Raw genomic sequence first — 21,477 nt, forward strand, 5'->3', positions numbered from 1 at the left:
TTCGTCCTCATAATGGGGAATTATATTTTTATAGAAGAGAGCAAATTTATGGCACCAAGAAAAAAGAAAGCGATTGAATTACCACTACTCCCATTGCGTGATGTGGTGGTTTTTCCTTATATGGTTATGCCGTTATTTGTAGGACGTGAAAAATCAATTCAAGCCCTACGCTCGGCGATGGATTCTAATAAACAACTGTTTTTAGTCACCCAACAAGATCCGAATAAAGAAGATCCGAATGCAGAAGATATGTATGGCGTAGGTGTAATTGCCAACATTATTCAAATGCTAAACCTGCCGGACGGCACAGTTAAAGTGCTGGTGGAAGGGCAAACCCGTGCCAAAATCGAGCAAATTCACGATGATGAAAATGGCTTTTGGGCGGCAATTCAGCCGATGTATTCGGAATATGATGACGAAAACGAAGAGTTAAAAGCGATTGCGAAAACCACTTTAACCGAATTTGAAAATTACGTTAAAAATAACAAGAAAATTCCGGCAGAAATTATTGCTAAACTGCAAAAAATTACGTTAGAAGACCGCTTGGCGGATACCATTGCCTCTAACTTAATTGCTCCGGTGAAGAAAAAACAGGAATTATTAGAGCAACCGAATCTGATTGCCCGTTTTGAAGCCTTGTTAATTGCGATGGCAACCGAGATGGATACGCTTGAAACCGAAACTCGGATTCGTAATCGTGTTAAACAGCAAATGGAAAAAAACCAACGTGATTACTACCTCAACGAGCAAATTAAAGCGATTCAAAAAGAGTTAGGTAATGGCGATGACGTTGAACAAAGCGAGTTAGATAAGCTTAAAGAGAAAATTGACGCTGCAAAATTACCGACCGAGGTAAAAGACAAGCTGAATACGGAGTTCAAAAAGCTCAAAGCAATGCCGCAAAGCTCTTCCGAAGCTACCGTTGTGCGTGGTTATATTGACTGGATTTTACAAATGCCGTGGCATAAAAAATCAGCGGTCAAAAAAGATTTAGCCCAAGCTCAAGAGATTTTGGATAAAGACCACTACGGCTTAGAACGAGTGAAAGAGCGGATTGTAGAATACTTAGCAGTGCAAAGTCGTCTAAATAAATTAAAAGGTCCGATTTTGTGCTTAGTTGGTCCGCCGGGGGTTGGTAAAACCTCGTTAGGGCAATCTATTGCCAATGCCACAGGGCGTAAATATGTGCGTATGGCGTTAGGTGGCGTGCGTGATGAAGCGGAAATCCGTGGGCATCGCCGTACTTACATCGGCTCAATGCCGGGTAGCCTAATGATGAAAATGGCGAAAGTCGGCGTGCGTAATCCGCTGTTCTTGTTAGATGAAATCGACAAAATGGCTCAAGATATGCGTGGCGACCCGGCTTCTGCTCTGCTTGAAGTATTAGATCCTGAGCAAAATAAAGCCTTTAACGACCATTATTTAGAGGTGGATTACGATTTATCCGATGTAATGTTTGTGGCAACCTCAAACTCAATGAACATTCCGCCAGCATTGCTCGACCGTATGGAAGTGATTCGTCTTTCAGGCTATACCGAAGATGAGAAAATGCACATTGCTCGTGGTCATTTACTGGCTAAACAGCAAGAAAATAACGGACTAAAAGAGGGTGAGCTGACCGTTGAAGACAGTGCAATTTTAAGTATTATCCGCTACTACACCCGTGAAGCAGGCGTGCGTAGCCTTGAGCGTGAAATTGCGAAAATCTGCCGTAAAGCCGTGAAAGCTTTAGTATTGGATAAGAAATTAAAATCCATTACAGTTTCTGAGAAAAATATCGAAGAATACTTAGGCGTAAAACGTTTTGACTACGGAAAAATGGATAGCCAAAACCGCATTGGCGAAGTGACCGGTTTAGCGTGGACAGAAGTTGGCGGTGATTTATTAACCATTGAAACTGCTTCTGTTGCAGGTAAAGGCAAATTCTCTTACACAGGTTCATTAGGCGATGTAATGAAAGAGTCGATTCAAGCGGCAATGGTGGTTGTACGCTCTCGTGCAGAAAAATTAGGCATTGCTGAAGACTTCTACGAAAAACGGGATATTCACGTTCACGTTCCGGATGGTGCAACACCGAAAGATGGTCCGAGTGCAGGTATTGCGATGTGTACCGCATTAATTTCTAGCCTAACAGGTAACCCTGTGCGTAAAGAAGTAGCGATGACCGGTGAAATCAGCTTGCGTGGCAAAGTATTGCCAATCGGTGGCTTAAAAGAGAAATTACTCGCAGCCCATCGTGGTGGCATTACCACGGTAATTATTCCGAAAGAAAATGAAAAAGACCTAGAGGAAATTCCAGAAAATGCAAAAGCGGCGTTAGATATTCACGCGGTAGAAACCATTGATGAGGTATTAGCACTGGCATTAGAAAATCCGCCAATGGGGGTGGAAATATTGCCAAAAGCCGAAATTAAGGTGAAAAAACCTCGAGCTAAAGCCACAGTACAATAAAGTTCAATAATCTAAAATAACATAAGGTGCGACTTTAAGATTGAGTCGCACCTTATTTTTTATCTGTCATTTATCTACAAGCGGTCTGTTTTATTCTATTTTTTGCAAAAATTTAGCAAAATCTGACCGCTTGTTATGCGGAATTGTCAGACAATAATTGCCAAAATGCCTTGATAATCGGCTCTTGCAAGCGTTTTTGCTGAACGCAAATGCCCAGCTCAAACGGGGTGATCGGCGAGGGTAAATTCACATAAGAAACTTGATTATTCATCGGGCTATGCTTAATCACAATATCCGGCAGCAGTGCGACCCCAAAGCCTAGGGCGACCATCGGCACAATCGCCTCGTGTCCGGAGACAGTGGCATAAATAATCGGGTCTTTGATTTTTTGCTCTTTAAACCAACGGTCAATCCGTTTTCGAACCGGCCCATTCACCGGCAAAATAAAGGGAATATTTTTCCAATCTATTGGTGATTGTTGCAAGAACTGGGTGGCTTGGCATGCCACACGAGGGGCAATAATTGAGAGTTGAATATCATCAATGTAATGAAACACGATATTATTCGGCAGAAATTCCGGCTTACCCGCAACCGAAATATCTGCAGCCAATGACTGGACCTGTTCCACCGCTAAAGCCGGATCGCCGGTACTTAGCTTAATATCTACTTTAGGATATTTTTGGCGAAACCGCCCTAAAATCGGCGGCAAATGGCTGTAAGATGCCGTCACCGAGCAGAATACTTTCAACTCCCCCTCTAACTCCCCTTGAGCAGGCGACAACTGGTTTTGTAGCTGCTGCCACTCTGCCCAACCTTGTTGAGCAAATGCCAAAAACCGTTCTCCAGCCTCAGTTAAATGTACTTGTCGGTTATCACGCAGAAACAACGGCTGCCCGAGCTCCTCCTCCATTCGTTGAATATGGCGGGTAAGGGTGGAAGCCGTCATATAATTCTTCTCCGCACTACGAATAAAACTACGGCTTTGGGCGATATCTAGAAAAAGTTTAAGGCTTCGGAAGTCCATCTTATTTTAGCCACTCCGGTTTTATTGAAGCAAAGTCTAAATCATTCACGCTTTTGCTAAAACGGAGAATATGGGTTTCAGCCTGATTATTAGGGTGCCAATGTATAAAATTCTGTTCATCACTACTGTAAAAAGCAATGATCTTTTTGTTTAAGCCTGATGCAATATGCACGGTTGCAGTATCAGGTGAAATTAATAAGTCTGCAAAACGAATCAGTTCTATTGAATCAAAAACACTTTTGGTTTTCTCATACACAAATATATTTTTATACTGCTTAGTGAAGGAACACAATTTTTCCGTTACTTCAGGAAAAGTAAGTAAGACTATCGGTTTATCACTATGCTGTGCTAAGTAACTCAGCAGTTCATTAATTTTCTGCTCACTAAAACGTCTTGCCGAACCCGCACCAAAAAGATTTAATGTAATATAATTTCTAATTTGATTTTCATATAAATAATGCTGTATGGATTGGTTGCTTGTGGCATTTAGTGGCACATCATACTGAGTTTCTATATTTTCAAACCCAATTAAAGCTAACGCATCTTGATAAATCTCTGAAAAATGCTGTTTTCTATCTACTACATTTAAATCGAACAATCGATAATGTTGTTTTTGATAACCTACATAATGTTTGGCTGATATGGTGCGTAAAAATAAGAGATCACGGTTACGTAAAGTAACAGTCGGATCGATTACAACATCATACTGCTCTTTTGCAAGTTGTTTGCCACAACGAATATAATCAGGAATACTTTTTGTCTTAACCAAATAGAGCTTATCAATATAAGGATTATTCTCAAATAAATATCGGTTTTTCTGTGAGCAAACCACCCCTATTTGGGTTTGGAGAGAATGTTTTTTTATTTCACGAAAAACAAAGGAGCTAACGATATAATCACCAATTTTACCATCGTGGCGAAGAAATAGAATTTTATTGTGAATTTTCGATAATGTCAGATTATCTTTTTTACTATCTAAAATAGCTTTACCTATCGCCAATCTTGCTTTTCTTAACGTTGCTTTAATATTCATTTTTACTTACTATAACCAGTCATTAAAAGAATCAAACTATTATAGAGATGAAATCCTTAGTTATAAAACTTTTTGGCACAAAAAAAGAGAAAAAAACCTTCGATTTTCGCCAAATAGAATCCGTGTTACTCAAACCTATCGGCGATGCCATTGGCGATGCCGTTGTTCACATCGCCCATTTGGAGCAAATTAAACAAGCTCTACCAAATGTAAAAATAGCCGTTTTAGTTACATCTCGTAACAAATTGATTTTCTCTCAAGCAAACGTGGTAGATATGATCTTAGAAGATAAAGTGTCCACTTATCTATCGCAGCGGGGACATTGGGATCTTTATTTAGATTTCAAACCGACATTTACCACCAAAAGTATTATTTTAGATAGTATTTTAAAGCCTAAATTTATTATTAACTTCGGTAAAAAACAGAAAAGTATTTACAATTTAGATACCGTAAAAAATTACGATTTCACTACTATCTTTCCAAAGCAGGTTCATTTTGCTGACTATCTCAACTATGCTATTTTTGCTGATTTTTTAGAAAAAAATCAGGTCAATTATAATTTAACCATTCATAATGAACTAAGCAGCTTTGCAAATACGCTATGGCAAGAGAAGAAAATCCGATTACTACTGAATCCTCAAGGTAGTATGCGTGAAATTCCTACTCAAGAATTATCAGAGCTATTATCTATGATTGATAAAAGATATGTTCAACATATTAGTTGCTTGATGACCAATACAACCAATAGTGCCGAATATTTATCAAGACTGGAAACTCCGCTTGAAATAGAGCTCGCTCCTAGTAGTGATATTTTAGGTTATTGTGCATTAGTCAATTCTTCAGATATTGTGATTGCAGTTGATGGAGGTGGAGTTCATATTTCTTGTGCATTAGGAAAAAAATTGCTCTCATTTTATGCCAACCACCCGGCTAATATTGCACGCTGGTATCCAAAGCCTAAAAAAGATATTGAAACTTTTATGGTTATCGCAAACAAATGGACTGAGGATAATAATGATACTCGAGGTTTTTCTCTTGTAGCCCCTGCAAAATGGTTAAATAACCAATTTGCAAAATTGCTAGAAAAATACACCGCTTGTTAATTTTATATAGATATATAAGCAAAACAAAACCCCGCATTAGCGGGGTTTGCAATAATTAAATTATCTTGAGCTTGGAATGCTGAAACGTTTGTTAAAGCGTTCAACACGACCACCGGTGTCAACAACACGTTGTTTACCAGTATAGAACGGGTGGCAGTTGCCACATACGTCTAAGTTTAAATCTTTACCCACTGTTGAGCGAGTTTTAACTACATTACCGCAAGAGCAAGTTGCCGTAATTTCTTTATATTCTGGGTGAATACCTTGTTTCATTGGGGAACCTCATAAGAAGCCATATCGCCGCCTATCTTGTTAGAATCTCTACCGCTGATAGGTACCATATGTAATTAATAAAAATGTTGAGCAAATGCTCAACGCCAAAAAGAGTGCGTATTTTAGAGAAATTTGTTGCCTAGATCAACTACTAAACATTCGCTTTATCAAGAAAATATTGTATTAGGAAAAAACCGTCTATTAAAATCAAATCCAATCAAAACAAATCACAATTTAATCATTTTTTTGTGATACAGATCACATTTCTCATTTCCATTTTTGAGTTTTTCTAGCAAAATAGTGTAGAATCCAATTCGATATCCTTTCCATTTTATATAACATTCTCGATTAGGAGTAACACAAATGACAGAACGTAAAGTGCTAGCGAATGCAATTCGTTTTTTAAGTATGGATGCTGTACAAAAAGCTAACTCAGGCCACCCAGGCGCACCAATGGGTATGGCTGATATTGCAGAAGTTTTATGGCGTGATTTTTTAAAACACAATCCAACTAATCCTAAATGGGCAGATCGTGACCGTTTTGTTCTGTCTAACGGACACGGTTCAATGTTAATCTATAGCTTACTTCATTTAACCGGCTATGATCTCTCTATTGAAGATTTAAAACAGTTCCGTCAGTTACATTCTAAAACACCTGGTCACCCTGAATATGGTTATGCACCGGGCGTTGAAACCACCACAGGCCCGTTAGGTCAAGGTATTACCAATGCGGTCGGTATGGCGATTGCGGAAAAAACCCTTGCAGCACAATTTAACCGTGAAGGTCATAAAATTGTCGATCACTACACCTACGCATTCTTAGGCGATGGCTGTTTAATGGAAGGTATCTCGCACGAAGCCTGCTCCCTTGCGGGTACATTAGGCTTAGGCAAACTGATTGCATTCTACGATGATAACAATATTTCTATTGACGGCCACGTTGATGGTTGGTTCACCGATGATACCGCCCAACGCTTTGAATCTTATGGCTGGCAAGTTATCCGCAATGTAGATGGACATAACCCTGAGCAAATTAAATTTGCGATTGAAAATGCGCAAGCTGAAACCGAGCGCCCGACCTTAATTATTTGTAAAACCATTATCGGCTATGGTTCACCAAATAAATCAAACTCCCACGATTGCCACGGTGCGCCATTAGGTGATGCTGAAATCCAAGCTGCTCGTGAATTTTTAGGTTGGGAGCACGCCCCATTTGTAATTCCAGCTGAAATTTATGCAGAGTGGGACGCAAAAGCAAAAGGTACATTAGCAGAAAAAGATTGGAACTCTAAATTTGCTGCTTATGAAGCGGCATACCCTGAACTAGCCGCTGAATTTAAACGCCGTTACGCAGGCGAATTACCGGCTAACTGGGAAGCTGAAAGCAAAGCTTTTATTGAAAAATTACAAGCAAATCCGGCAACCATTGCAAGCCGTAAAGCATCACAAAATGCAATCGAAGCTTACGCGCCAATCTTACCTGAATTCCTCGGCGGCTCAGCTGACTTAGCAAGCTCTAACTTAACCTTATGGTCTGGCTCAAAACCGATTCGTGCGGAACACAATGTAGATGGTAACTACATCAACTACGGCGTGCGTGAATTCGGTATGTCTGCGATTATGAACGGGATTGCCCTACACGGTGGTTTCATTCCTTACGGTGCAACCTTCTTAATGTTCTACGAATATGCACACAATGCGGTGCGTATGGCAGCCTTAATGAAGCAACGTGCCTTATTTGTTTATACACACGACTCCATCGGTTTAGGTGAAGACGGCCCGACCCACCAACCTGTAGAACAAACTGCTTCATTACGCCAAATTCCAAACTTAGAAACCTGGCGTCCGGCAGACCAAGTAGAATCTGCTGTTGCTTGGAAAGCGGCGGTAGAACGTAAAGACGGCCCGACAGCACTAATCTTTACCCGCCAAAATCTGGCTCAACAACAACGTACTGCGGAGCAATTAGCCAATGTAGCTCGTGGTGGTTATATCTTGCGTGAATGTTGCGAAAAAGGTAGTTGCCCGGATTTAATCTTAATTGCAACCGGTTCTGAAGTAGATTTAGCAATGAAAGCCGCTGATGTATTAGATGCAGAAGGCGTGAAAGTACGTGTGGTTTCAATGCCAAGCACCAATGTGTTTGACAAACAAGATGAAGCCTATCGTGAATTGGTATTACCACGTTCAGTCACTAAACGTGTGGCGATTGAAGCTCAATTAGCTGACTTCTGGTATAAATATGTCGGCTTTGATGGTCGAATTGTAGGTATGAATAGCTTTGGTGAATCCGCACCAGCAGATCAATTATTCAAACTCTTCGGCTTTACCGTTGAAAACGTGGTTGCTAAAGCAAAAGAAATCTTATAATGAAACAATAAGATAAAGAAAAGCGGGAATTAACTTCCCGCTTTTTTGTTGAACAACTGTTATGACAAGCGGTGAAATTTCAGCGATTTTTTGCAAAAAGTTAGCGAAATATGACCGCTTGTAAGCTATAAAATTTCAGCTTGAGCAAGAATTTTTTCTTGCTCTAAAGCTAATTTTTCCAGTTTTCGCTGTTCTTTACGCTCCTCATCAACCGCTTCCCACGCATCATAGGCTTGCACAATTTTGGCAACCACAGGGTGGCGGACAATATCTTTGCTATCAAAGAAATTAAAGCTTAGTTCCGGCACGTCTTTTAGCACTTCCATTGCGTGTTTTAAGCCCGATTTTTGGCTGCGGGGCAAATCCACTTGGGTAATATCGCCGGTAATCACCGCTTTGGAATTAAAGCCAATACGGGTTAAGAACATTTTCATTTGCTCGGTAGTCGTGTTTTGGCTTTCATCTAAAATGATGAACGCATCGTTTAAAGTACGCCCTCGCATATAAGCAAGTGGGGCAATTTCAATCACACCACGTTCCATCAACTTTTGAGCTTTTTCAAAGCCAAGCATTTCAAACAGGGCATCATATAACGGGCGTAAGTAAGGCTCAATTTTTTGCCCTAAATCGCCGGGTAAAAAACCGAGCTTTTCACCGGCTTCCACCGCCGGACGGGTAAGTAAAATACGGCGGATTTCTTGGCGTTCAAGCGATTCCACCGCTGCCGCTACCGCTAAAAAGGTTTTGCCTGTGCCAGCAGGCCCGATTCCAAAGCTGATGTCATGGCTTAAAATATTCCGCAGATAGGCTTGTTGATGTTCACCACGAGGTTTAATCACCCCTCGCTTGGTTTTAATCGCTATTTCGCCTTGCGAGCCGGCTTGCCATTGGTTTTGTAGTAGCATTCGGCTTTCCTGAATCGCCAAATGTATATCTTCTAAGTCCAATTCCTTAATTTTGCCTTTAATCGGGGCAGTTTCATTATACAGTTGCTTAATCAGCTTCACACTATTTTGAACTAAGGTAGCAGAATAGTGATTGTCATCTTCCGATTGAATCGTAAAGTTGAAGCCTGTTCGAGCAATAATGAGATTAAAACTTTTTTCAATTAAGGCTAAATGCTCATCAAATGCCCCACAAAGCGATTGCAGACGAGCATTATCTTGCGGTTCTAAACTAAAAATAATTTCGTTCAACATTCTACCTTCTGTTAAAGCTGACCAAAGCTTTCAGGAATATTAGCGGATAATTTTTGCCAAATTTCACCACTAGATTGGCGATTTTTAGCCATACAAGCGGCCGCTTTTTCGCTATCTTTTGCAATACAGGCAGCTAATAATACTCTGTAAAAACTTAACGTTAATTGGCGATTATTTTCATCAGCAAAGAAAATTTTTGCGACTTGATGATACATTGATTTAAAGCTATTTAAGATCAATGCATACACGGGCTTATTAGCTAAAAAAGTAAATTGTCTGAATAACTTATAATCAAATTCAGCATAAGCAGCTGCTGTATTTTCTAATTCATTTAGCCCATCAAAGAGTTTAGCACTTGCTTCAGGAGCAAGGTAAATCGCTTCTGGAATATAAGCCTCCGCCATACGAGTACGTAATGACACCACATTGGCAATTACCACTGGAAGATAGCTTTTATCAAGCTTAATGATAGTGCCAATAATATTAGGCCCGGAAGTTTCCCAAATATCATTCACTCTTGTTGGTTTTCCATGCTGAATACTTAACCAGCCTTCTCGCGCTAGACGTTGTAGGACTTCACGTAAAGTTGTTCTTGTTACCCCAATGCGCTCTGCTAGCTCTCGCTCGGCAGGAAGATCAGAGCCGGCAGGGAAATGATTATTCCAAATACTCTTTACAATATATTCTTCCGCTAATGCTGCCGGGCTCTGCGCTTTTAAAATATCACTGTGACCCATTAATGCCCCCCAAGCATAAAATATACTTATCTAAAATCTAACTATTCTTTATTTCTAATCAATTATTGCGACTAAAAAGTTCAGTAATACTATTATCCTTTAATCTAAACTATATTACAATTGTAATATCTGTTTACAAATTTTGAGGTCCTTTATATGAGTAGCATTGATGCTCTTTTTAAAAGTTTCTTAGGAAAAAGCCCCGAGTGGTATAAATTGTGCATTTTGGCATTTTTAATTATCAATCCGCTCATTTATTTCTTTATCAGCCCTTTTGTTGCAGGCTGGTTTCTAGTTGCTGAATTTATTTTTACTCTTTCTATGGCATTAAAATGTTATCCATTACAGCCCGGTGGTTTATTAGCGATCGAGGCAGTTGTAATCGGTATGACAAGCCCTCACCACATTAAAGAAGAAATTATAGCGAACTTTGATGTTATTCTTCTTTTAATGTTTATGGTTGCCGGTATTTACTTTATGAAGCAATTATTGCTTTATATTTTCACCAAACTACTTGTCGCCATTCATTCGAAAAAAATTCTTTCCCTTTCTTTCTGCTTAAGCGCTGCTTTTTTATCCGCCTTTCTTGATGCTTTAACGGTTATTGCTGTAATCATTAGCGTTGGGACAGGTTTCTACGGCGTATATCATAAAGTCGCATCAGGTAATAACTTTGAAGATTCTACTGATATTACTAATGATGAAAAAATCATCTCTAATAAAGAAATTTTAGAGCAATTTCGTGGTTTTTTAAGAAGTTTATTGATGCACGCCGGTATTGGCTCAGCTTTAGGTGGCGTAATGACCATGGTGGGAGAACCACAAAACTTAATTATTGCCTCCCAAGCGGAATGGGGATTTATCGAATTCTTACTTAGAGTATTACCAGTTAGCTTACCCGTGTTAATTTGTGGGATTGCGACCTGCTTTCTTGTAGAAAAATATAAATTATTTGGTTATGGAGACAGGCTTCCTCGCAAAGTTTGGGTCGTACTCGCCCGCTATAGCCAACTAAAAGAACAAAAAATGACGAAACAAGATCGCTTAAAGATGCTGGTACAAGCCATTGCTGGAATTTGGTTAATTATTGGCTTAGCGCTACACCTTGCCGATGTAGGGATTATTGGCTTAACCATCATCATTATTTGCACTGCATTTTGTGGCATTACTGATGAACACACATTAGGGAAAGCATTCCAAGAATCTATGCCTTTTACTGCATTGCTTATTGTGTTTTTCTCGGTTGTTGCCGTGATTATTGATTTAAAATTATTTGAGCCGATCATTGCCTTTGTGTTATCTGCCGAGCCACATTCACAGCTTTCATTATTCTATATTTTCAATGGTTTGCTCTCGATGATTTCAGATAACGTCTTCGTCGGTACTGTTTACATTAATGAAGCAAAAACCGCACTAGATGCCGGCATTATAGATCGTGAGCAGTTCGACCTGATTGCAGTTGCAATTAATACTGGCACAAATCTTCCTTCTGTTGCTACCCCAAACGGACAAGCTGCTTTCTTATTCTTATTAACGTCCTCCTTTGCGCCGTTAATTAAACTGTCTTACGGCAGAATGGTCTATATGGCATTACCTTATACCATTGTTCTATCTATTGTCGGTTTCTTAGGGTTAGAATTCTTACTACCTTCTATGACTGAAGTAATGATAAATTGGGGATGGTTTATTACACGTTAGTTTATAGATAACTCATACCAAATAAGGTAGAATGCCTTAAGTTCACAAAATGAGGAATAACTATGCTCTATTTTTTTAAAAATCTATCACGATCTCGCAGTGCATGGTTTTTGCTAATGTTAAGCTGTCTTATACTTGAAGGCACAGCGCTTTATTTCCAACATGGGATGGGATTAGTACCTTGTGTAATGTGTATTTATGAACGAGTTGCTTTATTTGGTATTTTATTTGCCGGTATTTTAGGATTTCTTGGTAATAGATATGCGATTATTCGCTACTTGGCAATTCTAATTTGGCTTGGTAGCGCATTTAAAGGGCTAATACTTTCAATCAAACACCACGATTATCAAGTCAATCCATCACCATGGAATCAATGCGAATTTAAAGTTAATTTCCCGCAAACCTTGCCGCTTGACCAATGGCTACCACAAGTGTTTGCCCCCGGTCCGGTTAATTGTAGCCAAAGCCAATGGGAAATGTTCGGCTTTTCAATGGCACAATGGCTAATCTTTACTTTTGCGGTTTACTTAATTGTTGCGGTCATTGTGCTAATCAGCCAATTTAAACGTAGCCGTCAAAGAAATAACTTTATGTTTCGTTAATCAATAAAGGGGCAAATGATAATTTGCCCCTACCTATTTCATATTCAGGAAAAGTTATGTCTCAATATCAAAATCTTTCTACCAGACTTGTCCATACCGGGCGTAAAAAACGCTATACACAAGGAGCAGTTAACCCGGTGATTCAGCGTGCTTCATCTTTAGTGTTTGAAACCTTAGAAGAGAAAAAACACGCTACACAAAACCGCTACAAAGGAGCATTATTTTATGGCAGACGTGGCACTCTCACTCATTTTTCATTACAAGAAGCAATGTGTGAATTAGAAGGCGGGGCAGGTTGCTACCTCTACCCTTGCGGTGCGGCGGCAGTCACCAATGCAATTTTAGCTTTTGTGGAACAAGGCGATCACGTTTTAATGACCAGTGCGGCTTACGAACCAACACAAGAGTTCTGCAATATGCTGTTAAAACGTATGGGTGTTTCAACTACTTATTATGACCCGATGATTGGCGAAGGCTTGAAAGCCCTTGTACAACCGAATACCAAAGTGCTTTTTTTAGAATCGCCGAGTTCGCTGACAATGGAAGTGCCTGATATTCCGACTCTAGTGCGTGTTGCTCGTGAAATCAATCCGAAAATCGTGATTATGATCGATAACACTTGGTCTGCCGGTGTGCTGTTCCCTGCTTTAGAATATGGGATTGATATTTCAATTCAAGCCGGCACTAAATATTTGGTCGGGCATTCTGATGTGATGATCGGGACTGCCGTTTCCAACGCCCGTTGTTGGGATAAACTGCGTGAAGGCTCTTATTTAATGGGACAAATGGTGGATGCCGATTCCGCTTATACCACTGCTCGGGGGCTACGCACCTTAGGCATTCGCTTAAAGCAGCACGAACAAAGCAGTATTGCGGTTGCCAACTGGCTGGCTCAACGTCCTGAAGTGAAAGCAGTTTATCACCCGGCGTTGGAAAGCTGCCCGGGGCACGAGTTTTTCAAGCGGGATTTTTTAGGATCAAGCGGTCTATTTTCGTTTGAACTTTGCGAAAAGCTCTCGAATGAGAAATTAGCCAACTTCCTAGAGCATTTTGAACTGTTTTCAATGGCGTATTCTTGGGGTGGGTTTGAATCGCTGATTCTTGCCAATCAGCCGGAAGAAATTGCCAAAATCCGTCCGTCTATTGAGCGAAAACTAACGGGTACATTAATTCGCATTCACGTTGGCTTGGAAGCGGTGGAAGATTTAATTGCCGATTTAGAACAAGGTTTTAACCGTATTCGCTAAATGGCTTGAATTGCAAAAAATTAACAAAAAATGCCCGCTTGTTGCGGGCATTTTCTCACATTAATCTTCGCCCCAAACTTCTTTGGCAATTTCTTCCACAAAGCGGACTTTCGCCCACTGTTGTGCTTCTGACATTATATTGCCCTCTTCGGTTGAGGCAAAACCACATTGCGGACTGAGACAAAGCTGCTCTAACGGCACATATTTTGCCGCCTCTTGAATACGGGCTTTAACCGCTTCTTTATCTTCCAATTCAGGGAATTTTGAACTAATTAAGCCTAACACCACACGCCCTTTGTTGTTGGCAAAATGTTTTAACGGCTCAAAGCCGCCTGAACGCTCATCATCATATTCTAAGAAATAGCCGTCATAGTTGGTTTGAGCAAATAAGCCGTCAGCAATCGGGTCATAAGCCCCTGTCAATAAATAAGAGGATTTATAGTTGCCTCGGCAAACGTGGGTGGTAATGGTTAGATCTTCCGGCTTATCAGCAAGAATCGCTTGAATATTTGCCACCGCCTGAGCTTTATCGGCTTCAAATCTCGGTTGACCAACGTTATTACACAGCGATCCCCAATACACATCATCAATTTGCAAATAGCGACAACCGGCATCGTAAAATGCTTTAATCGCTTCTTTATAAGCCTGTTGCACATCTTTGGCAAATTCCTCACGGTTTGAGTAAATGCCGTGATCCCACTGAATCGGGTACATTAATTGGTTTGGACTTGGAATGGTAAATTTCGCCACCGCACGACCGCCTACAATCGCATTGAATTTTTTAAAATGCTCAATAAAAGGGTGATTCGGATTCCAAGACACTTTACCGCAACAACGTGTATTATAAGGGCGAACCTCAACCCCTTTAAAAGCATAGGCTTTTTCCGGCACATAGCCTTCAATGCCGTTCAGGTTTTCCAAGAAATCAATATGCCACCAAGAGCGGTGATATTCACCGTCTGTGACAACTTGAATGCCCGCATCTAATTGAGCTTGTACTAATTTTTTCACTTCAGCTTCTACAATTTCATCACGTTGTTCAAGGGAAATGTTGCCTGCTTTATAGTCTGCGTGAGCTTTTTTCCAAGCCTCTGAACGTAAATATGAGCCAACGGTGTCTGCGTGAAAAGGTAATTTTTGATTTGCCATTTTAGTTCTCCAACTCCTGTATTACTGGAGTTTATCCTAAGCCAATTGAGCCAAGCTCACAATCAATTTATCGGCTTTTTAATTGAAAAAATCTCACCAAAAGATGAAAGTGATTCATAATGGTGAGATTAGAGAGTGACAAGCGGTGAGTTTTTGCTGTTTTTTTGCAAAACTTAAACACCGTATTTTTCACGATATTCACGCATTTTCGGTAAATAAGGGGCGTATTGTGGCGATGTTTCAATAAATGCCACTAAGTCATCAAAATCTACGATCGAGAAAACTTGGCAACCGTAATCACGTTCCACCTCTTGAATCGCTGATAACTCGCCCTTGCCTTTCTCTTTGCGGTTTAACGCAATCAGCACACCGGCAAGTTGGGCATTATTGGCATTGATAATTTCCATCGACTCACGAATTGCCGTGCCTGCGGTAATCACATCGTCTACCAGCAAAATCTTGCCCGTTAAGGGAGAACCGATTAAATTACCGCCCTCTCCGTGATCTTTTGCCTCTTTGCGGTTAAAGCAACAAGGTTTATCCACATCGAACAGGTTGGCTAGTGCTACCGCAATCGTGGTTGCAATCGGAATGCCTTTGTAAGCCGGTCCGAATAACACATCATACTCAATGCCGCTGGCTTGAATGGCTTTGACATAATATTCGCCTAATTTGGCTAAATCCCGCCCGGTGTTAAAAAGCCCTGCATTGAAAAAATAGGGGCTGATTCTGCCTGATTTTAAGGTAAATTCGCCAAATTTCAGCACATTGCGGCTTAAGGCAAATTCAATAAAGTCATGTTTGTATTGTTGCATCGTTTTTTCCTTTTATATTTCCCCACTTCTTGATAAGACAAGCGGTTATTTTTCTAAAAAATATTGCAAATCATCAGAATTTATGATGGCGCAAGCGTCCACGCTTGTGCCACAAAACATTTTTAGCACAAGCGTGGACGCTTGCGCTATCCGTATTTAATTTACTCCGGCGTAATCCACTCCACATTCCAAGATCCGGTGCCTTCCGGCACAAGCACCTCGGTTAAATAAGGCAGGATTTTTTTCATCTGGGCTTCAAGCTGCCAAGGTGGGTTGATCACAATCATACCACTTGCCGTCATTCCTCGTTGGTCGCTATCAGGACGAACTGCAAGCTCAATTTGTAGAATTTTGCGAATGCCGGTATCCATTAAACCTCGCACGATGCGTTTGGTATGTTGGCGAAGCACCACCGGATACCAAATGGCATACACACCGGTGGCAAACCGTTTGTAGCCCTCTTCAATCGCTTTAACCACCAATTCATAATCTTCTTTTAATTCATAAGGTGGGTCAATCAGCACAAAGCCTCGGCGTTCTTTAGGCGGCAGGGTGGATTTTAATTGTTGAAAGCCGTTTTCACGCTTGGTTTGCACATTTTTTGCTTTGGCAAATTCTTGTCGTAACAACGGAAAATCATTGGGGTGAAGTTCGGTAAGAATGGCTCGGTCTTGCTCACGCAGTTGTTGTACCGCCAATAATGGCGAACCGGCGTAATACTTTAACTTGCCGCCACGGTTTAATTTTTTCAGCTCATCAATATAGAATGCAACTTCTTCCGGTAAATCGTCACGTTCCCATAAACGGGCAACCCCCTCTAAATATTCGCCTGTTTTTTCCGATTCAAAACTTAACAGACTATAACGCCCCACACCGGCGTGGGTATCAAGATATAAAAATCCTTTTTCTTTCTCTTTTAAGGCACGCAAGATCAAAAGCTGGACAATGTGTTTTAGCACATCAGCGTGGTTGCCGGCGTGGAAACTGTGGCGATAACTTAACATATTCTTCTCTTTTTCTAGTAAAATGAGCCATATTTTAACGTATTCACCCTCTTTAGACTATGCCAAATTTAAAAATCGAACAGGGCTGCTTAACCGGTCAAAAACAAGTGCCGTCTCCGCATTTTAGCCAACGTCCTGATCAAGAGGATATTTCCTTGTTGGTTATTCATTACATCAGCTTACCGCCGGAAGAATTTGGTGGAAATTTTATCGATCTGTTTTTCCAAGGAAAACTCGACCCAACCGCTCACCCCTATTTTGAAGAAATCAAAGATCTACGGGTTTCCGCCCATTGTTTGATTAATCGAGAGGGAAAAATCACTCAATATGTGAATTTTAACGATATGGCGTGGCATGCCGGCGTGTCTTGTTTTGAAGGGCGGGCTAAATGCAATGAATATTCGATTGGGATTGAGCTGGAAGGCAGTAATAATCAGCCGTTTACCCAAGCTCAATATCAATCTTTGGCTAATTTGACCAAAGCCATTCAGCAAAGCTATCCACTGATTACCGATGAACGCATCACCGGGCATTGCAATATTGCCCCGGAACGGAAAATAGACCCGGGGCAATATTTTGATTGGGCATATTACAAGCACCTACTGAACGAGGCTAAAAAGTCGGCTCAGCGGTAAAGGTCATCAGCTCACCGCTAATCGGGTGAGTAATGGTCAGAGACTCCGCGTGCAAACATAATCTAGGCGATAAACTTTTTGCCAGCGGATTAGCATAAAACTTATCGCCAATAATCGGGTGCCCTAATGCGAGGCTATGTACTCGTAGCTGATGCGAACGTCCCGTGATAGGCGTGAGTTTTACTCGGGTTGTATTATTCGGATAATGAGCTAACACTTCATAATGGGTAATCGCTTTTTTACCCCGTTCATAACAAATTTTCTGGCGGGGGCGATTTTCCCAATCGCAAATCAGAGGAAAATTCATTTCGCCTTTATCCCCAACTTTTTCGCCTAATTTGCCCCAAAGTAACGCAATATAGTGTTTTTTCGGTTCACGTTCCCGAAATTGTCGTTTGAGTTCTTTTTCCGCGGTTTTGCTCAGGGCGAACAAAAGAATACCGCTTGTTGCCATATCCAAACGGTGAGCCGGTTCGGTAAAGCCATATTTTTGCTGCACTCGGGTCATTGCACTGTCGTAATATTCGGGGCGATTGCCCGGCACCGACAGTAAACCACTCGGCTTGTTAATCACTAAAATATGGTTATCCCGATAAACCTCATCTAAAAAAGGTTCTAATGGAGGGTTATATTCAATTAATGCCATACTATTTCTATACTTAAGTCATTCTTTATTACTTACAATCACTCGCAAGCTATCTAAGCGATAATTTGCCGTCTCAAGCTGAGCGAGCGAGTCGTTAAGCTGTTGTTCTAAGGCTTCAACTTCATCGGCTCGAATGTTTTTATTCACCATTTTGAGTGATTCCAAGCGGTGTAATTCTGCTTTTAATTTGCTATTTGCCTCAAATTTAGCAGTTTCAATCACCTGCTGAACTTGAGGTTCCACCGCTTTTTCACTCGCTTTAATTAATTTTTCGATATCCGCTCGAGCCATTTTGGCAATTTTATTTGCCATCTGTTTATTCACCGGTTTTAATTGGCGTTCAAGCCCGGCAAAAGAGACCTGCGGAGCAATATTGTTGCCTTTGTTATCCACTAAAACCCGAATCGGGGTTGGCGGTAGGAAACGGGTTAAATTTAGCCCTTTCGGTGCTTGTGCTTCCACCACATAAATCGCTTCAAGTAATAATGTACCGGCAGGCAATTTATTATTCACCAGCAATGAAATTGCTGATTTGCCAATATCGCCGGAGGTGATTAAATCAATACCATTGCGGATCATCGGGTGATCCCAAGTGAGAAATTCCACCTCTTCCCGCATTAATGCCAGCTCACGATTAAAGGTAATGGTTGTGCCATCTTCCGACAGCCCCGGGAAATCAGGCACCAGCATATGCCCGGTTGGGCTAATCACAATGCTCTGCTCGCCTAAATCTTCCTGTTCAACACCAATCACATCAAACAAATTTAAGGCAAAATTAACCAACTGCGGATTATTATCTTCTTTCGCAATATCAATGGCGAGCTGTTGAGCGGCTTCTCCGCCATTAGAATTCAGTTCTAATAATCTATCCCGCCCTTTCTCCAGCTCGGCTTTCAAATACTGTTGGCGTTTATAGGTTTTCGCAACAAAATCGTCAAATTGGGCTGAAAGTTCCGGTTTTTGCAGGAATTGTTGCAATTCTTCACCTAATTCACGGAAGAGCGTTGTTCCCATCGGGCAGGTTTCTTCAAACGCATTTAAGCCTTTATGATACCACTCTGCCAACATCTGTTGAGCCGATAAATTAAAGCAAGGCACATAAATCTGAATATCATTTTTTTGCCCGATTCGATCTAATCGCCCAATACTTTGCTCCAATAAATCCGGGTTATCCGGCAAATTAAACAGCACTAAATCTTTGGCAAATTGGAAATTTCGCCCCTCTGAACCGATACTTGAACTAATCAGCACCTGTGCTCCTTCTTCTTGTTGAGCAAAATAGGCTGCGGCTTTATCACGCTCAACAATCGACATTTTCTCGTGGAAAACGGCGGAACGAATCGCCTCACGCTCACGCAAAACTTGTTCCAAAGCAATCGCGGTGTCTGCCTGTTTGCAAATCACCAGCACTTTTTCATCACGATGATTTTTTAAGAAAGTGATGAGCCAATCAATCCGAGGGTCGAATTCAGCCCATTTCGCATTCGGGTTCATTCGTTGGAACAAATATTCCGGATAGAGCAAATCACTTTGGCTCACGCTCCCCATCATCCCCATCACTTTTAACGCATTTTGGTATTGCTTCGGCATTTCTAGGCTGATTTGGTGGTATTCCCGATGTGGGAAACCTTTCACCCCCTGACGGGTATTTCTAAACAACACTCGGCTGGTACCGTGTCGGTCAATTAACTCACTAATCAGCTCTTGACGAGCTTGCAAGCGGTCATTTTCGTCCGATTTTTTGCTATTGATCGCACGGAACATCGGCTCGGTATCTTGCTCGCTTAGCAGCTCTGCTATCGCATTCTGCTCGTCATTGGTTAGCGGTTTATCGCTTAATAAGCTACTCACCGCATCTGCCACCGGTTTATATTGTGCTTGCTCCTGCACAAACTCGGCATAATCATAAAAACGATCCGAATCTAACAACGCCAAGCGGGCAAAATGGCTCTCTTGCCCTAATTGCTCCGGTGTTGCCGTTAAAAGCAGAACGGCAGGAATTTGTTGAGACAAACGCGCTACCAACTGATAGCCGATGGAAGATTCGGTTTCCGACCATTCCAAATGGTGAGCCTCATCTACAATTAAGAGATCCCACTCGGCAGCAAGCACTTGATTGGCTCTGTTTTGAGCGGTTTCCAACCAATTTAGCGAGGTAATCACTAACGCTTCGCTTTCAAACGGATTTTCACTAACATCATCGCCATTTTCATCTTGTTTATCAAAATCGCTACAACGTTCTTCATCGAATAACGAGAATTTCAGATTAAAACGGCGAAGCATTTCCACCAACCATTGATGTTGCAAACTTTCCGGCACTAATACCAATACTCGTTCCGCTCTGCCCGAAAATAGCTGTTGTTGCAAAATCATACCGGCTTCAATGGTTTTACCCAGTCCTACTTCATCGGCTAAGAGCACACGAGGAGCAAGGCGTTGCCCGACTTCTTTGGCAATATGTAATTGATGTGGAATCAGGCTGGCTCGAATACCACGCAAACCACGCAGTGGCGATTGATACTGAGCTTGCTGGTGCTGCAAGGCGTTAAAGCGTAATGCAAAGCGATCTGAGCGATCAATTTGGGCTGAAAAAAGGCGGTCTTGCGGTTTACTGAAACTGATTTTGTGATCGAGCAACATTTCAGGCAATACAGCTTCTTCACCGTTATCCACCCTTTTGCCCAAATAGATTACGGCACCTTGATTTTCCACAACCTCTGAAACCTCTAACTGCCAGCCATCTATACTGTTAATTCTATCTCCGGCTTGAAACTGCACTCGAGTTAAAGGTGCAACTGCAATCGCATAGACCCGCTCTTCTTCCGCTGCCGGGAAATTGATAGTGACAGTGCGATGATCCACCGAAGTCACGATTCCCAAACCTAAATTATTTTCCGATTCACTTAGCCAACGCTGACCGACTAAAAACATTTTTTCCTCTAAGTAATAAGTAAAAGCATCATTATTGTCATTTAAACGGCTATTTTACCAAATTCCGGGACCGGTCGGCTTGAGTATTTTTGCAAAAAAGCACAATAAAAAGACCGCTTGTGCGGTTAAATCACACAAGCGGTCGTTTTAAGGGGTAAATTTAGTTTTTATCTAAATCTAGATCTGCCTTATATTCAATCCGATTTCTACCTTTTACTTCAATTTCAATATCCAGCTCTTGGTCACCACGTTTGAATTTTAAATCAGCATCATCTCTATGAATATCAGATTCTACTAAATGGAAACCTTTACGTTTAGCGTGGGCGATCGCACTTTTCGCTAAGCCACGAACATCATTACCACTGACACGATATTCTACTTCAAACTCACCATTACCTTGACGATCTGCTTTAACTAATTCGCCACGAGGCTGATAAATTTCACTTGGAATAGAAACCGCAAATGCTGTTGCAGAAGCCAAAGTTGCTAATACTAAAAGACCTTTAGAAACAGTTTTCATTGAAATCTCCTATTAAATAAATGAAACCTATTACTGAGAC

The 21,477-nt window shown here is 41.1% G+C and carries 18 protein-coding genes; 7 read left to right on the forward strand and 11 right to left on the reverse strand.

What is annotated here, in order from left to right; genetic code table 11:
* Window positions 1–48: 48 nt before the first annotated feature.
* A complete protein-coding gene (lon, locus tag EL242_RS08930; protein ID WP_126302303.1) occupies window positions 49–2,451 on the forward strand; it encodes an endopeptidase La in 2,403 nt (800 codons plus the stop codon).
* Window positions 2,452–2,584: 133 nt separating this feature from the next.
* Here the strand turns inward: lon and ilvY are convergent, their stop codons facing one another.
* Window positions 2,585–3,475 carry an HTH-type transcriptional activator IlvY gene (gene ilvY, locus EL242_RS08935; protein ID WP_126302304.1) on the reverse strand — a complete coding sequence of 297 codons (891 nt, stop codon included), beginning with the start codon at window positions 3,473–3,475 and terminating at the stop codon, window positions 2,585–2,587.
* A 1-nt stretch (window position 3,476) separates the two neighbouring features.
* On the reverse strand, window positions 3,477–4,508 hold the full coding sequence (locus EL242_RS08940; RefSeq protein WP_126302305.1) for a glycosyltransferase family 9 protein: 1,032 nt from the start codon (window positions 4,506–4,508) through the stop codon (window positions 3,477–3,479).
* 47 nt (window positions 4,509–4,555) lie between these two features.
* On the opposite strand from EL242_RS08940, the gene EL242_RS08945 reads away from it, so the two are divergent.
* Window positions 4,556–5,611, forward strand: coding sequence for a glycosyltransferase family 9 protein (locus EL242_RS08945; RefSeq protein WP_126302306.1), 1,056 nt, complete (start codon window positions 4,556–4,558; stop codon window positions 5,609–5,611).
* Window positions 5,612–5,671: 60 nt separating this feature from the next.
* Here EL242_RS08945 and rpmE read toward each other — a convergent pair whose 3' ends face one another.
* Entirely contained in the window at window positions 5,672–5,884 is a 213-nt protein-coding gene (gene rpmE, locus EL242_RS08950; protein ID WP_126302307.1) for a 50S ribosomal protein L31, read from the reverse strand.
* A gap of 363 nt (window positions 5,885–6,247) precedes the next feature.
* Between rpmE and tkt the strand changes: the two genes are divergently transcribed.
* Window positions 6,248–8,254 (forward strand): transketolase, encoded by a 2,007-nt coding sequence (tkt, locus tag EL242_RS08955; protein WP_126302308.1) that lies wholly within the window; start codon window positions 6,248–6,250, stop codon window positions 8,252–8,254.
* 125 nt (window positions 8,255–8,379) lie between these two features.
* On the opposite strand, the gene EL242_RS08960 is transcribed toward tkt, so the two are convergent.
* Together EL242_RS08960 and fadR are read right to left on the reverse strand one after the other, a co-directional pair.
* Complete coding sequence (locus tag EL242_RS08960; protein WP_126302742.1) at window positions 8,380–9,450, reverse strand: PhoH family protein; 1,071 nt, start codon at window positions 9,448–9,450, stop codon at window positions 8,380–8,382.
* Window positions 9,451–9,464: 14 nt separating this feature from the next.
* Window positions 9,465–10,190, reverse strand: coding sequence for a fatty acid metabolism transcriptional regulator FadR (gene fadR, locus EL242_RS08965; protein WP_126302309.1), 726 nt, complete (start codon window positions 10,188–10,190; stop codon window positions 9,465–9,467).
* A gap of 156 nt (window positions 10,191–10,346) precedes the next feature.
* Between fadR and nhaB the strand changes: the two genes are divergently transcribed.
* From nhaB to metC, 3 genes are all read left to right on the forward strand, one after another.
* Window positions 10,347–11,888, forward strand: a complete 1,542-nt coding sequence (gene nhaB, locus EL242_RS08970) for a sodium/proton antiporter NhaB (RefSeq protein WP_126302310.1) — start codon at window positions 10,347–10,349, stop codon at window positions 11,886–11,888.
* A 62-nt stretch (window positions 11,889–11,950) separates the two neighbouring features.
* A complete protein-coding gene (gene dsbB / locus EL242_RS08975) occupies window positions 11,951–12,490 on the forward strand; it encodes a disulfide bond formation protein DsbB (protein WP_126302311.1) in 540 nt (179 codons plus the stop codon).
* A 56-nt stretch (window positions 12,491–12,546) separates the two neighbouring features.
* Entirely contained in the window at window positions 12,547–13,737 is a 1,191-nt protein-coding gene (metC, locus tag EL242_RS08980) for a cystathionine beta-lyase (protein WP_126302312.1), read from the forward strand.
* A 60-nt stretch (window positions 13,738–13,797) separates the two neighbouring features.
* Here metC and EL242_RS08985 read toward each other — a convergent pair whose 3' ends face one another.
* The 3 genes from EL242_RS08985 to EL242_RS08995 form a co-directional block, all read right to left on the reverse strand.
* Window positions 13,798–14,886, reverse strand: coding sequence for a 5-methyltetrahydropteroyltriglutamate--homocysteine S-methyltransferase (locus EL242_RS08985; protein WP_126302313.1), 1,089 nt, complete (start codon window positions 14,884–14,886; stop codon window positions 13,798–13,800).
* 173 nt (window positions 14,887–15,059) lie between these two features.
* Entirely contained in the window at window positions 15,060–15,701 is a 642-nt protein-coding gene (gene pyrE / locus EL242_RS08990) for an orotate phosphoribosyltransferase (protein WP_126302314.1), read from the reverse strand.
* A 161-nt stretch (window positions 15,702–15,862) separates the two neighbouring features.
* Complete coding sequence (locus tag EL242_RS08995; RefSeq protein ID WP_126302315.1) at window positions 15,863–16,705, reverse strand: 23S rRNA (adenine(2030)-N(6))-methyltransferase RlmJ; 843 nt, start codon at window positions 16,703–16,705, stop codon at window positions 15,863–15,865.
* 59 nt (window positions 16,706–16,764) lie between these two features.
* Here EL242_RS08995 and ampD point away from each other — a divergent pair, with 59 nt between their 5' ends.
* The gene (ampD, locus tag EL242_RS09000; protein ID WP_126302316.1) at window positions 16,765–17,340 is read left to right on the forward strand and encodes a 1,6-anhydro-N-acetylmuramyl-L-alanine amidase AmpD; all 576 of its coding nucleotides are present in this window, start codon (window positions 16,765–16,767) and stop codon (window positions 17,338–17,340) included.
* On the opposite strand, the gene rluA is transcribed toward ampD, so the two are convergent.
* The 3 genes from rluA to EL242_RS09015 all read right to left on the reverse strand — a co-directional run bounded on the left by rluA (window position 17,318) and on the right by EL242_RS09015 (window position 21,437).
* Window positions 17,318–17,986 carry a bifunctional tRNA pseudouridine(32) synthase/23S rRNA pseudouridine(746) synthase RluA gene (gene rluA / locus EL242_RS09005; protein WP_126302317.1) on the reverse strand — a complete coding sequence of 223 codons (669 nt, stop codon included), beginning with the start codon at window positions 17,984–17,986 and terminating at the stop codon, window positions 17,318–17,320. The genes ampD and rluA overlap by 23 nt on opposite strands.
* A gap of 18 nt (window positions 17,987–18,004) precedes the next feature.
* Window positions 18,005–20,917: an RNA polymerase-associated protein RapA gene (gene rapA / locus EL242_RS09010; RefSeq protein ID WP_126302318.1), complete on the reverse strand. Its 2,913-nt coding sequence runs from the start codon at window positions 20,915–20,917 to the stop codon at window positions 18,005–18,007.
* A 160-nt stretch (window positions 20,918–21,077) separates the two neighbouring features.
* Window positions 21,078–21,437, reverse strand: coding sequence for a hypothetical protein (locus tag EL242_RS09015; protein WP_126302319.1), 360 nt, complete (start codon window positions 21,435–21,437; stop codon window positions 21,078–21,080).
* Between the last annotated feature and the right edge of the window lie 40 nt (window positions 21,438–21,477).

Origin of the sequence: Mannheimia haemolytica, assembly GCA_900638155.1 — a bacterium.
Classification (GTDB): Bacteria; Pseudomonadota; Gammaproteobacteria; order Enterobacterales; family Pasteurellaceae; genus Mannheimia; species Mannheimia glucosida.